The following is a 13,826-nucleotide window of genomic DNA, read 5'->3' as shown; positions in this document are numbered from 1 at the left end:
GTTCGCGGCCGGGCCGTCCCGGCGGACGCCCCGGCCGCCGCCGCGTCACCCCACGGGGCCCGCGTCCGCCGCCGTTCCGTTCAGCGCGGCCAGGTCGCTCTTGCGCACCCGTATCACCAGCAGCGCGGTGAGCAGGGCGAGAGCGACCATGGCGACACCCGCGACGAATGCGGCCGATATACCTTCCGTGAGCACCTCGTGCCCCCACGGCGCGGGCAACTCCCGGGTCTCGGCGAACTCCGCCTGCTGCTCCGGCGTGGCCTGTGCCATAAAGGCCGGCACCTGCCTCTCCGCCTCGTTCCTGCCGGCCGTACCGAAGACGGTCACCAGGATCGAGAGGCCGAGCGAGCCGCCGACCTGTTGGGTCGCGTTGAGCAGACCCGAAGCCGCGCCCGCCTCGTGCTGCGCGACCCCCGAGACGGCGGTCAGGGTGAGCGTGACGAAGTTCAGGCCCATGCCGAACCCGAACAGCAGCATCGGGCCCAACACCCCTCCCGCGTACGAACTTCCGTCGTCGATGAGCGTCAGCCAGGCCAGCCCCAGACCGGTCAGCGCTGAACCGGTCACCATGAACGGCTTCGGTCCGAGCACCGGCAGGAAGCGCTGCGACAGGCCTGCCCCTGTGACAATCGCCACCGTCACCGGCAGGAACGCGAGACCCGCCTGTATGGGTGTGTAGCCCAGCACGTTCTGCACGAACAGCACGATGAAGAAGAACATGCCGAACATCGCCGCCGCGAGGCTCAGCATGATCACGTACGTGCCCGAGCGGTTGCGGTCGGCGAACATCCTCAGCGGGGTGATCGGCTCCCGCGCCCGCGACTCGATGAGTGCGAATGCGGCGAGCAGCACGACTGCCGCACCGAACGAGGCCAGAGTGAGCGTGTCCCGCCAGCCCTCTTCCGAGGCGCGGATGAATCCGTACACCAGCGAGGCCATACCGCTCGTGGAGGTCAACGCGCCTGCGATGTCGAACCGTCCGGGGTGACGCTCGGACTCGCTGATGTAGAGCGGTGTGAGGACCGCTATCAGGATGCCGATCGGTACGTTCACGAAGAGCACCCAGCGCCAGTCGAGCCACTCGGTGAGCATCCCGCCCGCGAGCAGTCCGATCGCACCGCCGCCGGCCGAGACCGCGGCGAACACGCCGAACGCCCTGTTCCGTTCGGGGCCTTCTGGGAACGTTGTCGTGATCAGCGCCAGCGAGGTCGGTGAGGCTATGGCGCCGCCGACACCCTGCAGGGCCCGGGCCGCGAGCAACTGCCAGGGCTCCTGGGCGAATCCACCGAGCAGCGAGGCCAGCGTGAAAAGAAGTATGCCGCTGAGGAACACCCGGCGGCGTCCCAGGATGTCGCCGGCCCGGCCGCCGAGGAGCAAAAGCCCGCCGAAGGTCAGGGTGTAGGCGCTCAGGACCCAGGAGAGATCGGTGGTGGAGAAGCTGAGAGCGTCCTGGATATGCGGAAGAGCGATGTTCACAATCGTCGCGTCGAGGACCACCATGAGCTGACAGGCGGCGATGACGGTGAGCGCGACTCCGGGACGCCCCTCCCGGCGTGCCGCGCCCGGCTTCGACGGTGTCGCGAGTTGAGAGGTTGTCACTATGGTTCCCCCACAAGTGAATTAGTGAACGATGGCGTTCACTGTTGAACTACGGTAGTGAGTCCCTGTCAGGGAACGCAAGCGTTCACTAAATGTCTTTGATGGAGATACAGATGGCTGCTTCGCGCTGGACAACCGCTCATGCCCAGCCGGTCTCCCTGCGTCGCCGCGGCCCCGTACTGGAGCGCGCCATTCTCGACGCCGCGCTCGAGCAACTGAGCACGGTCGGCTGGAACGGTCTGACGATGGAGGGGGTTGCCGCCGGAGCGCAGACAGGCAAGGCCGCGGTGTACCGCCGCTGGCCCTCGAAGGAGGATCTCGTCGCCGATGCCCTGCAGGCCGGCCTGCCGACGATCGACGAGGCGCCCGACTGCGGTTCCGTCCGCGAGGACCTATACCAGTTGTGCCGGACCGTGCGTGACGCGATGTTCTCGCGATCCGGCTTCGCGCTTCGCGCGGTGCTTCACGAATGCGACAGCGGGAGTGCGGAGCGGTTCCACGGGCTGATCGTCAGGGGAGTGATCGAACCGTCCAACGGTCTCTTCCGGGAGGTGGTGCGGCGCGGTATCGAGCGCGGTGAGGTTCGAACTGATGCCACCGGCGACCTCGTCTTCGATGTCATTCCGGCAATGATGATGTACCGCTCCAAGGTGTGCGGCAGCGAATGGGGCGACACCGACATCGCCGGGATGGTTGATCACGTGATGGTCCCGCTGCTCCGCTCGCGAGCCGGCTGACGCCCGGGGTGTCGCGGCCGCCCCCGAGCGGCGTAACCTTGCTGGCGCCATGCCCTACGAAGCACCCACCCACACCGTCGAGCGCTCCCTCCGCGCCACCACCGGAGCCAAGATCATCGCCGGGGTCGACGAGGTCGGGCGAGGAGCTTGGGCCGGTCCGGTCACCGTCTGCGCGGCGATCACGGGCCTGCGTCGGCCGCCCGAGGGGCTCACCGATTCCAAACTCATCAGCCCGAAGCGGCGCGACGAGATGGCCTTGCTTTTGGAACGGTGGGTCACCGCGCACGCGCTGGGCCACGCCTCCCCGGAGGAGATCGACGAACTCGGGATGACCGCAGCGCTGCGGCTAGCCGCCGTGCGGGCGTTGAACGCACTCCCGGTACGGCCGGAGGTGGTGATCCTCGACGGCAAGCACGACTACCTGGGCGGGCCGTGGCGGGTCCGTACGGTCATCAAGGGCGACCAGTCGTGCGTGTCGGTGGCCGCCGCGTCCGTGATAGCGAAGGTGCGCCGGGATAAAATGATGGCCGAACTGGGTGCCGACCATGCAGACTTCGCCTTCGCGGCCAACGCCGGCTATCCCTCGCCGGTGCACCGGGCCGCGCTGGAGGAGTGGGGGCCGACCCCGTACCACCGGCTCTCTTGGGCCTATCTCGACGCGCTGCCCCGGTGGCGGCACCTCAAGAAGGTCCGCCTGGGTGCGGAAGCATGGGAACTGGAAATCGGGGGCCAACTCGGCTTCGACTTCTGATCGCACTTATGTACCCACCCGCCGATACGCCTCGTACCGGCGTTTGATAGACATCCACCCATGCCTCCCATCCCCGAGGAGCCTCAGATTCACGAGAGTGCCCAGGGTCCCCGCGTCACGCCGGCCGCAAGCCGTACCGCGCCGACCCCTCGCCCTGTACCCGGTCCGCGACCGGCCGCCGTAGCGCGCCCCGGGCGCCCCGGTCCCGCCAGGCCCGCACCGCCCGCGCAGCGCACGCCGCGTGAGCCGGTGAGGACCGGCCCCGCCGCTGTGCCGGCCGCCGCCCCCGCCATGCCGCAGATCCAGCTGATCCCGGCCCCTGCGGACGGCGCGCTCGACGCTGCCGAGGAAGCCGTCGACCTGCTGCTCGACTCCGGTCGCGCGCCGAGCGACATCCTGGTGCTGACCACCGGCGAGCCGCACCCGTGGGCAGCGCACGAGCTGTCCTTCGGCGAAGCCGCCTACTGGGCGCAGCACGACGCCCGTGACGATGTGTTCTACGCCGATGCAGGCGTCGCCGGCCGCGCCGCCGCCCGCCCAGTGGTGGTCCTCGCCGCCAACGGCGGCCTCGACGAGGAGGCCGCTCGCGCGCTTCCCGTCGCCCTGGGACGCGCCGGTGCGCTGCTGATCGTCTGCGGCGACCCGAAGCAGATCAACGCGGTGCTCGGCGCGGGCGTCTGACGCCTGCCCGTACCGGCGGAGCCTGCGCCGCCCGGTGGCCCTTCGCTCCTGCGAGGGCGACCGGGCGGTGATGCCTGTACGCGGTGCACACGCACACACCGTGCTCGTCGTGCTGACCCCTACGGACTCACGCGCAGGCCTGCCCACGTAGGCCTGTCCTCCTGTCCCGGGCGCGGGTCAGCGGGCTGCCGTACGCCGCTGAGCCTCGACCGAACCGCCGCCGGTACGCAGTGGGGCGAAATCTGTCTCCCCTCCTGCGTCCTCGAGCCGGCTGGGCCGTGACTCGGAGCTCGGGTGCCGGCCACCGCGGCCTTCGCCGAGCACCTGCCACCCACCGCGCGTGAGCGTGATGTACGCGCCGCAACGCAGCCCGTGCAGAGTGCAGGCGTCTCGCAGCCCCCACATCCACGCCCCGTCCTCCTCGGTCCAGCGCTCGTCCCCGTCGCGGCAGTAGAGCAGAACGGCCGTCCGTACGGGCGTACGGCGCCGGAGATCGTGCGGGATGACCCGGCGAAGCTGGGCCAGCAGCGCGTTGCGGTACTCCCAGCCGTCGGCCGCGGACGAGCGCCGGATGAACGACGCGCTCGCCGCGAGCCTTTCCTCCGGTCCGAAGACGGCGATGACGGCGGTCGAGGGGGTCAGTCCGTGCCGGGCGTGGAGGCCGCTGACGACCTCCCGGGGATTGCGCAGCAGCGGAATGCCCGCGGCAGCCCATTCAGCGGGCTCGAGCATCCGGCCAAGGCGGTTGACGGCATCCGCGGATGCGGGCATCGACGCTGCTGCGGACGGAGCGAATCCGAAGGTCACGGGTCTCCCTTCGGCTACGCGCCCACAATGCGGGCAGGGTTGGGTTAGGGGCGCACCGCGGCACAGCCCTGGTGGACCCGGAGCGGGCCGTGCGGGGAGCGCTTCCAATTCTTGCGGGCCGGTCAGTCTGCGGCAACGAGCAATCGGAACGACCGGCCGGATTCAGTCGGTATGCCGCTCATATCCCTGCCCCGCTCCGCCACTGACGACGCATCTCACTATCCCTGAACGGCAAGGACCAGCGGAAACACCTCTTCCGCACCGGCTTTGCGCAACAGCCGCGCCGCCATGGCTAGCGTCCAGCCGCTCTCCGAGAGGTCGTCGACAAGCAGTACCGGACCCCCGGCCGTGGCGAGCGCATCGGCCAGCGTGGGGGGCACGGTGAGCGCCTGGTGGAGCGCCCGCACCCGCTGAGCGCTGTTGGACGCCGGGATCCGGTTCTCCGGCGCCCCGGGGGCGTACTCCACGGATCCGAGCAGCGGCATCCGGCCGATGACCGCGATCCGCTCGCCCAGAGTGCCGATCAGCTCGGGCCTGCTGCGCGATGTCACGGTGACGACCCCCACCGGCCGCGCCGGGGCGTCCTCCGCTCCCGACGCCCAGCCCCCCGGACCCTTGGCCCAGTCGGCGAGTACGCTCACGACGGCCTGTGCGACGTCGTCCGGAACGGGTCCGTCCGGAGACTGCGGGGCGAGCAGCGGGCGTAGCCGGTTTCCCCAGCCGATGTCGGAGAGCCGTCCCAGAGCGCGACCGGGAGAGGCCAACTCGCCCGCCGGGATACGGCCCTTGAGATCCACCCCCACCGCGGCGAGCCCGGTCGGCCACATCCGCCGGGGCTCCAGCTCCACGCCGGGCCTGCCGAGCTCACCGCGCGCGGTGTCCAGGGCAGCCGTGGACACCACGTCGGTGAAGCGGGTCCCGGCGCAGTTGTCACAGCGCCCGCAGGGTGCTGCCTCTTCGTCGTCGAGTTGTCGGCGCAGGAACTCCATCCGGCAGCCCGTGGCCGACGCGTAGTCCCGCATCGCCTGCTGTTCGGCCGCACGCTGTCGCGCGACCCAGGCATAACGCTCCGCGTCGTAAACCCAGGGCTCTCCGGTGGACGTCCAACCGCCCTTGACCCGATGTACAGCGCCGTCCACGTCCAGGACCTTGAGCATGGTCTCCAGCCGTGTGCGCCGCAGGTCCACAAGAGGCTCGAGGGCAGGCAGCGAGAGCGGCTTGCCGGCCTGCGCGAGCACATCGAGGGTACGCCGCACCAACAGCTCCGGAGGAAAGGCCACCGAGGTGAAGTACTTCCAGATCGCTTCGTCCTCCTGGCCCGGCAGCAGCAGCACTTCCGCGTGCTCCACGCCACGCCCGGCCCGGCCGACCTGCTGGTAGTAGGCGATCGGGGAGGAGGGGGAACCGAGGTGCACCACGAATCCGAGATCGGGTTTGTCGAATCCCATGCCCAGGGCGGATGTGGCGACCAGCGCCTTGACCCGGTTGGCCAGCAGATCCTCTTCGGCCTGCTGGCGCTCCGCGTTCTCCGTCCGGCCGGTGTACGAGGCGACGGTGTGGCCGCACTGGCGCAAGTACGCGGTGACTTCCTCGGCCGCGGCAACCGTGAGGGTGTAGATGATCCCGGACCCCGGCAGCTCGGTGAGATGGTCAGCGAGCCAGGCGAGCCGGTGGGCTGCGTCCGGGAGGCGCAGGACGGCCAGACTCAGGCTCTCCCGGTCCAGCGGACCACGTAGGACCAGCGCATCGGTGCCCGCACCCGTACCGAGCTGCTCCGCGACATCGGCGGTCACACGGGCGTTCGCCGTCGCGGTGGTGGCGAGCACGGGAACGCCGGGCGGAAGGTCGGCAAGCATGGTGCGCAGCCGACGGTAGTCGGGACGGAAATCGTGGCCCCAGTCGGAGATGCAGTGCGCCTCGTCGACCACCAGGAGGCCCGTGGCCGCGGCCAGTTTCGGCAGCACCTGGTCGCGGAACTCGGGGTTGTTCAGCCGCTCGGGGCTGACCAGCAGCACATCGACCTCTCCTGCGGCGACCTCGGTCTGGATGGTCTCCCACTCCTCCGGGTTGGAGGAGTTGATGGTCCGGGCCCGGATGCCGGCCCGTGCCGCGGCCTCGATCTGGTTGCGCATGAGCGCGAGCAGGGGTGAGACGATCACCGTCGGCCCACTGCCACGCGCCCGCAGCAGGGAGGTGGCGACAAAATAGACCGCGGATTTGCCCCAGCCGGTGCGCTGAACGACAAGGGCCCGGCGTTTGTCCGCCACGAGCGCCTCGATCGCCCGCCACTGGTCCTCGCGCAGCCGGGCGCTGCCGGCGGCGTCACCTACGAGGCGGGCGAGAACCGAATCGGCCGAGGTCCTGAGGTCTGCGTTGCTCATGCCCCCATGCAACCCGATGGCTCTGACATTGCCCAATGAGAGCGCCAGCCTGTGGATAACTTTATCCACAGGGGTCGCGTCGTGAGGGCTGCCGGGGGACCGTCGTGCCATGACCAAGCACCAGGAATCCACCGGGCCGTCCTCCGAGCAGCAGATCACTCTGCGGAGCCCGGCCGAACTCGCCGATGCCCTGCCGTACTTGATGGGTTTCCACCCGACCGAATCGATCGTCATGGTCGCGCTGCACGGAAGTCGTGGCCGCTTCGGCGGACGGCTGCGACTCGGCATCCCCGGTGCACCGGGGGAGTGGACCCAGACTGCAGAACAACTCGCCGACTGCCTGGTGACCGGCAGTGAACGCCGAGGCGCGCGCCCCGACGGCATCATCGTCTTTCTGTGCCTGGACCCGGCGGAGGGTGAAGCGGGACACCAGGTGATGGAGCGGTTGCGGCCCCTTGCCCAGCGGCTGCGCACCGCGTGCGGAGCGCTGGAGGTGCCGGTGCTCGAGGCACTCTGCATCTCCGACGGGCGCTATTGGTCCTTCTGCTGCCCCGATTCCCGGTGCTGCCCGCCCGAGGGGAATCCGTTGGCCCTCCCCGGGACGTCCGTCATGGCCGCGGCGGCCACGTATGCCGGGGTGCAGGTGCGTGGATCACTGAAGGAGATGGAAGCGCGCCTGGCGCCGTGGGACGGCTCCGCCGCGGTGGAGCAGGAACTCGCCCTCGACACCGCGGGGGCGGCGCTGGTGCCCAGGATCCTGGGCGGGGCGGACCGTGAGCAGGTCGGCGTCGAGACGCTCGGGCTGGCCCGGGCACTGATGACGAGGCTCGAGGGCGCCCCGGCCCCGGCGACGTCCGGGCCGGAGGCGGACCGGTGGGACGACCGCCTGCTCACCCATGACGAGGCCGCGACCGTCATCCTCGGCCTGCAGGACCGGGCGACCCGTGACATCGCCGCGGAATGGATGGAGGGCCCCGAGGCGCATTCCGCGCTCCGGCTCTGGCGGGCACTGGCGCGCCGATGTGTCGGCTCGTACACGGAACACAGCGCGGCGCCGCTGGCGCTGGCCGGCTGGGTCGCCTGGTCCACGGGTGACGAACCGGGGGCCCGGGTCACCCTGGGCGTGGCGCTGCGCGCCGATCCCGAGTACCACTTCGCGCAGCTCCTGCACCACGCCTGCAACGAAGGGCTGGACCCGGAGGCGCTGCGTCGATGTCTGCGGAGCGAGCGCGAGCAGCGGGAAACCCCGGCGACGCACGTCAAGGCGGTGCGCAGGAGGCCGTCGGCTTCCCAGAGCGCCCCCAGGCCCAGGAGCCGGCCCGGAGGTGTGGCGCCGCGGGCCCGTACGCGTCGCCGGACAGGGCAGCGCGGGGCCAGGAGCGAACGGTGAGACCACGTACGCCGGGATGGCGGTCCCGCTCCGTGGCGGCCGTGACCACCTCAACGGCGTCGCCGTTCAGCGGTGTAGTGGAAGGGGGCGACCCGCCGCCGACCGGTGAAACCGTCCGCAGTGCAGACAAGGCGACACATGGCCCACCCCGTTCCCGGCGCCCGGCGGTCAGCCGCCGGGCACACTCCCCTATCGGCCGGAAAGCCCCCTGCATCCGGGCGGCGCCGTCCCGGTGAGCTGCCGCCCGTGCACGGCTCCCTCATCTGTGTCGCCGTGCCGTTCCTCGCGATCTCCGCGGAGCACGGCCAGCTGACGGGAGAGGGCCTGGAGGGCGTCTACCAGTCGGGCCGGCGTCTGCTCTCCCGCTGCCACCTGCTGGTGGCGGGCCGCGAACCGGTAGCAGTACAGGGCAGACAAGTCTCCGCCGACGGCGCCCGCTTCGTCTCGATCGTGCGCACGGTGGCTGAGCGGCCCCGAGCCCGACATCAGTGTCGAACGGCTCAGGTACGCCCACGGCGCGGAGCGGATCACCCTCCGCAGCGCCGCGGACCGCCATCTGCGCCTGCCGGTGGAGATCTCACTGGGCACCGATCTTGCGGAGCTGAGTGCGGTCGCCGAAGGCCGGTCCGGGCCGGATCTGCCTGCCGGCGTTCACGGGGCCGGATTGCGCTGGACGTCCCGAGGCGCCCAGTCCGTGATCAATGCGGACCCGCCTCCCGACGACGCCCTGGCCTCGGCCGGGCTGCTGCGCTGGGAACTGGAGCTGGCTCTCGGCGCGAGCCGGACCATCGAGCTGCGGACCTGCGGGGACCGGGCGGCCGGGTCCTCGAACGGCCAGGTCGCGTCCGTACTGCCCTCCGCCCGGGCGGAGGCGGACGACCCCCGGGCCGCGGAACTCTTCCGCACCTGTCTCGACGACCTGCGCGCGCTGCTGGTGCCGGCCCCCGGCCATCCGTCCGACGTGTATCCGGCAGCCGGAGCGCCGTGGCGGTGGGGGCTCGCACCGGCCGAAGCGCTGTGGGCGGCGCGAATGGCACTGCCGCTGGGCACCCGGCTCGCCGAGGACACTCTGCGGACGCTCGCTCGCACCCAACTGACCGGGCGAGGACCGGATTCCGGTCGCATTCCCGGGGCACTTAGAGCGGCCGGACCTCATCTCCCGCCGAGCTGTACAGGTATGGAGGCGACTCTCGCCTTCCTCGTGGTGCTCGCCGAGGCCAGGCGCTGGGGGCTTGCGGACCGGGACGTCGAGGAGCTGCTTCCTGCCGCCGAGCGCTGCCTGAGGTGGGTGCGTTCAGCGGCCGATGAGGGTGGACTCCTCCCGGAGCCTTCCCCGACCGGTCCGCGGAGGTGCGAGACCCAGGCCCATGCCCACCGCGCGGCACGCCATCCATCTGCTCGCCGCGCTCGTCGGCATCCGCCCAGACGTACCGGCCGGGATCGTCGCCTTCACCCCGGGGCGCAGTGCCCGCTCGGGGCTCTGCAGCTGTCCGGCCTGAAGGTGGCGGGAGAGCCCTTCGCCGTACGGGTGAGCCGGCTCGGGCTCGTAATGGTGGAGGAGGCGGCCGATGGGCTTCAGCTCGGGGTGTGAAGCGGTGCGACGGAGAGTGAAGCGGATCGCCAAACGACTGTTTATCGTCAGGCAGACGACTATGATCACGGCATGTCCCCCTACGACCCGTCGGCCTTTCCGCCCTTTGCCGTCACCGTCGACCTGGTCGTGCTCACCGTGCGGGGCCACGCGCTATGCGCGCTGGTGGTCCGCCGTGGTGAGCCGCCGTTCCAGGGCCGGTGGGCGCTGCCTGGCGGCTTTGTCCGGGGTGACGAGGATCTGGCCGCTGCCGCCGCGCGGGAGCTCGCCGAGGAGACTGGGCTGTGCGCCCACGACCCGGCCACCCCGGTGTCCGGCAATGGCGCCCACCTCGAGCAGCTCGCCACTTACGGCGACCCCAAGCGAGACCCACGAATGCGCGTGGTCAGCGTGGCGCATCTGGCGCTCGCCCCCGACCTCCCGGCGCCCCGGGCCGGCGGGGATGCCAACAGCGCGCGCTGGGCTCCCGTGGAAGCGCTGCTCAGTCAGGAGGCAGGCTTCGGCCGGGAGGAAGAGCAGCCCGCCCCGCTCGCCTTCGATCATGCGCAGATCCTCGCGGACGGGGTGGAGCGCGCCCGCTCGAAGATCGAGTACTCCTCGCTCGCCACCGCCTTCTGCCCACCGGAGTTCACCGTGGGAGAGCTGCGCCGGGTCTACGAGGCGGTCTGGGGAGTCGCGCTGGATCCCCGCAACTTCCACCGCAAGGTGACCGGGACCCCTGGCTTCCTGGTGCCGGCCGGCGGCACCACCACACGTCAGGGCGGCAGACCCGCCCAGTTGTTCAGAGCTGGGGGAGCCACCGTGCTCAATCCGCCGATGCTCCGTCCGGAGGTCTGACACCCGCGGTCGCATGCTGCGCTGAAAGTCGGAAATGTCGGGTTATCTTGCTGCGGTAACCGCTCTGCCACCGAGCGGTCTCACCTCCCGCGAGAGAAGCGATGCTCCAGGCCATCGGACTGACCAGCGCCCCCCGCCGAGATCTCCCGCCAGCCGTGAACGACCTCACCTTCGAGGCGCGGCCCGGCCGGGTCACGGCGCTCCTCGGTGCCCCGGGCTCGGGCAAGTCCACGGCGCTGCGGCTGATGCTCGAACTCGAGCCGGGCCGCGGTGTCACGTACTTCCGTGGCCGTCCCCTGCACGGCATCGCGCACCCCGCCCGCGAGGTCGGAGTGCTGCTGGGCGACGTCCCGGGGCACCCCGCTCGTACCGTCCGCAGCCAGCTCCGCATGCTGTGCGCGGCTTCCGGGGTCCCGGCGTCCCGGGCCGACAGCATGCTCGAAGTCGTCGGCATCTCCGGCCTGCGCGACCAGCGGCTGGGCACCCTCTCGCACGGCATGGACCGCCGGCTCGGGCTCGCCGCCGCGCTGTTGGGTGACCCGTGCACTCTGCTCCTCGACGCTCCCGCCGACGGTCTCTCGTTGCGCGAGCAGAGCTGGCTGCACGGCTTGCTGCGCGGCCATGCCGCACACGGCGGCACCGTGCTCTTCACCACCGCCGACGCCAAGGAGGCGGCACGCACCGCCGACCGCGTCGTCACCATCGACGAAGGCCGGCTCGTCGCCGACCAGGAGGCCGTCGACTTCGCCCGCACTCGGCTCCGCCCCCGCGTCGTCGTGCGGACGCCGCACGCCGCCCGCCTCGGCGACCTCGTCGCCCGCGAGGCGCGCGCGGCCCAGCGCTCCGTCGAGGTGGTCGCCGAGGACGGCAACCGTCTCTCGGTCTACGGCAGCAGCTGCGCGGTCATCGGTGAAACCGCCTACCGGCACGGCATCCTCGTCCATCAACTCGCCGACGAGGTCGGAGACGCAGGCCCGCCCGCGGCCCCCGCCAAGTGTCACCCGGCAGGACCGTCCGACGCCGGGCAGTCGGTCGCCCCCCTCGCCCCCGTGGCCCTGCCGCATCCGCTGCGCAGCCCGCTGTGTCCCTTCCGTTACGAGCTGCGTCGCATCACGGGGGTCAGAACGGCGCTCCTGGTGGCGGCGGCCATCCTCGTCGCCTCCGTCGTCATCGCCGTCCTACTCGCCCGTACCGGCCGCACCCCGCTGCCGCAGGTGTTCGCCGCCTGGCCGGCGTTCCTCCCGCTGCCGCCCGCAGCCCTCGGCGCCGGTCTGCTGGGAGCCCTGGCCTTCGGTGAGGAATTCCGCTACCCCGCCCTCGCCGCCGACCGGGGCACCGTGCCTCGTCGTCTCGGCCTGCTCATGGCCAAGCTCACGGTCTGCGCCGGGGTCGCGCTGCTGCTCGCATGTCTCTCGGTCGCCGCTGCCATGACGGCGGTGCGTCTGGTGTATGGGGGGGAATTGACGCAGGTCCCCTCGGACTGGGTTCTGCCGGCCTTGAGTTGGGCGGGACTCACCATCGGTTGCGCGTGGGCCGGCCTGCTGGCCGCGGGCATCTTCCGCGCGACGGCGGCCGGACTGGCCGCGGTGCTCGCGGTGCCGGTGGCGGTCGTCCCACTCGTACATAAGGCCATCGCCTATCCGTCCGCGCGTTCGGCGGTCGGGTTTCCGGCCCGGCTGCGGGAACTGACGTGGTTGGAGTGGCCGCACGTGGCGGACGGTTGGCTGATGGCGGCGATGCGCGTCGTGTCACAACCAGTAGGCGCGGCACTCATTTTGTCGCTTGCCGCCCTGCTTTGCGCGTATCTGTTCACAGGTCTCCGCGATAGGCCCCGTTGGTGACCATCTGGAGGTCTGCACTGCACAACTGGCCACAACTTCCCGGAGAACGCCCGGTTCTTTCCGATAAGGCGTCAATTGTGGGGGTGGCTGCGATCACCCTTTCGTGTGCTTTTCACCAAAGACCTCAAGGGGGGCCGGAGCCACGCCGACAAAGGATGCGTGAGTACCCTTGCGCACACCATGATGACCGCCGCCCGTCACGCAGACACAGGCCTTGTCGGCCCGGGCGATCTCGACCGCTACCCCTACGCGGAGGCGTCCGGCCCCGACCGCGTCGGTGCCCCCCACTGGGACGGCGCGGATGTGGAGTTGGGCCGGGTGGGCCGGCGCGCGGCGGGTAGCCGCGGCCGCGGACTGCACGGCCAACTCGTCCAGCAGCTGGGCCAGATGATCGTCTCAGGCGACCTCGGCGCGGACCGTCCGCTCGTTCCCGAAGAGATCGGCCAGCGCTTCGAGGTCTCCCGCACCGTCGTACGCGAGTCCCTTCGCGTCCTCGAGGCCAAGGGCCTCGTCAGCGCCCGCCCCAACGTCGGGACCCGAGTGCGTCCGGTCAGTGACTGGAACCTGCTGGACCCGGACATCATCGAATGGCGGGCATTCGGGCCGCAGCGCGACGATCAGCGCCGTGAGCTGAACGAGCTGCGCTGGACCATCGAGCCGCTCGCGGCCCGCCTCGCCGCCGGACACGGCCGCCAGGACATCCAGCAGCGTCTCACCGACATGGTCGAGATCATGGGCCACGCCCTGGCGCAGGCCGACTCGGTCACCTTCGCGCGGGCCGATGCCGAATTCCATTCGCTGCTGATCCAGGTCGCGGGCAACCGCATGCTCGAGCACCTCTCCGGGATCGTCTCCGCCGCCCTCCACGTCTCCGGCAGCCCTGTCACGGCCTGCGACCGCCCCAGTGAGACCTCGGTCGCCCACCACTCCCGGATCGCTGACGCGCTCGCGTCAGGAGACGCCCAGGGGGCCGAATCCGCGATGCGCCAGCTGCTCACCGTCCACCCGGAGGTGGAGCGCGTGGTGCCCGCACCGCGCGAGCACTGACCGGCAGGCACGGCCAGGTCGCGTACCTGGCGGCAGTACCGCGTAGACGAACCGTGTCGCCGGGCCCCGCAGGGGTCCGGCGACACGGTTGTGGGGGGTCTATCCTCGTATTTGCCGCTTTGATTGCTTACGGGGTGTGACTCGGGCCACGCAGATTGGGCGTA

The 13,826-nt window shown here is 70.9% G+C and carries 10 protein-coding genes and 1 pseudogene; 8 read left to right on the top strand and 3 right to left on the bottom strand.

Features of this window, described 5'->3' with window-relative positions; genetic code table 11:
• Window positions 1-45 precede the first annotated feature (45 nt).
• A complete protein-coding gene (locus AB0M62_RS13675) occupies window positions 46-1,599 on the bottom strand; it encodes an MFS transporter (protein WP_366074351.1) in 1,554 nt (517 codons plus the stop codon).
• A 113-nt stretch (window positions 1,600-1,712) separates the two neighbouring features.
• On the opposite strand from AB0M62_RS13675, the gene AB0M62_RS13670 reads away from it, so the two are divergent.
• Genes AB0M62_RS13670 through AB0M62_RS13660 form a run of 3 tightly spaced genes read left to right on the top strand, consistent with a single transcriptional unit; the run spans window position 1,713 to window position 3,768 of the window.
• Complete coding sequence (locus tag AB0M62_RS13670) at window positions 1,713-2,336, top strand: TetR/AcrR family transcriptional regulator (RefSeq protein ID WP_366074350.1); 624 nt, start codon at window positions 1,713-1,715, stop codon at window positions 2,334-2,336.
• A gap of 49 nt (window positions 2,337-2,385) precedes the next feature.
• A complete protein-coding gene (locus AB0M62_RS13665) occupies window positions 2,386-3,087 on the top strand; it encodes a ribonuclease HII (RefSeq protein ID WP_366074349.1) in 702 nt (233 codons plus the stop codon).
• A gap of 60 nt (window positions 3,088-3,147) precedes the next feature.
• A complete protein-coding gene (locus AB0M62_RS13660; protein ID WP_366074348.1) occupies window positions 3,148-3,768 on the top strand; it encodes a hypothetical protein in 621 nt (206 codons plus the stop codon).
• Between the two features lie 177 nt (window positions 3,769-3,945).
• Here the strand turns inward: AB0M62_RS13660 and AB0M62_RS13655 are convergent, their stop codons facing one another.
• Together AB0M62_RS13655 and AB0M62_RS13650 are read right to left on the bottom strand one after the other, a co-directional pair.
• Window positions 3,946-4,575: a hypothetical protein gene (locus AB0M62_RS13655; RefSeq protein ID WP_366074347.1), complete on the bottom strand. Its 630-nt coding sequence runs from the start codon at window positions 4,573-4,575 to the stop codon at window positions 3,946-3,948.
• A gap of 218 nt (window positions 4,576-4,793) precedes the next feature.
• Window positions 4,794-6,956, bottom strand: a complete 2,163-nt coding sequence (locus AB0M62_RS13650; protein WP_366074346.1) for a RecQ family ATP-dependent DNA helicase — start codon at window positions 6,954-6,956, stop codon at window positions 4,794-4,796.
• A gap of 109 nt (window positions 6,957-7,065) precedes the next feature.
• On the opposite strand from AB0M62_RS13650, the gene AB0M62_RS13645 reads away from it, so the two are divergent.
• The 5 genes and pseudogenes from AB0M62_RS13645 to AB0M62_RS13625 all read left to right on the top strand — a co-directional run bounded on the left by AB0M62_RS13645 (window position 7,066) and on the right by AB0M62_RS13625 (window position 13,662).
• Entirely contained in the window at window positions 7,066-8,346 is a 1,281-nt protein-coding gene (locus tag AB0M62_RS13645) for a DUF4192 domain-containing protein (RefSeq protein WP_366074345.1), read from the top strand.
• Window positions 8,347-8,484: 138 nt separating this feature from the next.
• Window positions 8,485-9,937 (top strand): annotated as a pseudogene (locus tag AB0M62_RS13640) (glycogen debranching N-terminal domain-containing protein).
• Window positions 9,938-10,009: 72 nt separating this feature from the next.
• Window positions 10,010-10,774 (top strand): NUDIX domain-containing protein, encoded by a 765-nt coding sequence (locus AB0M62_RS13635; protein ID WP_366074344.1) that lies wholly within the window; start codon window positions 10,010-10,012, stop codon window positions 10,772-10,774.
• 101 nt (window positions 10,775-10,875) lie between these two features.
• Window positions 10,876-12,615: an ATP-binding cassette domain-containing protein gene (locus AB0M62_RS13630; protein WP_366074343.1), complete on the top strand. Its 1,740-nt coding sequence runs from the start codon at window positions 10,876-10,878 to the stop codon at window positions 12,613-12,615.
• A 105-nt stretch (window positions 12,616-12,720) separates the two neighbouring features.
• Window positions 12,721-13,662: a FadR/GntR family transcriptional regulator gene (locus AB0M62_RS13625; protein ID WP_366074342.1), complete on the top strand. Its 942-nt coding sequence runs from the start codon at window positions 12,721-12,723 to the stop codon at window positions 13,660-13,662.
• The last annotated feature ends 164 nt before the right edge of the window (window positions 13,663-13,826 follow it).

This window comes from Streptomyces sp. NPDC051219 (assembly GCF_040682335.1).
GTDB lineage: Bacteria > Actinomycetota > Actinomycetes > Streptomycetales > Streptomycetaceae > Streptomyces.
This window is presented reverse-complemented; position numbering and strand designations above follow the sequence as displayed.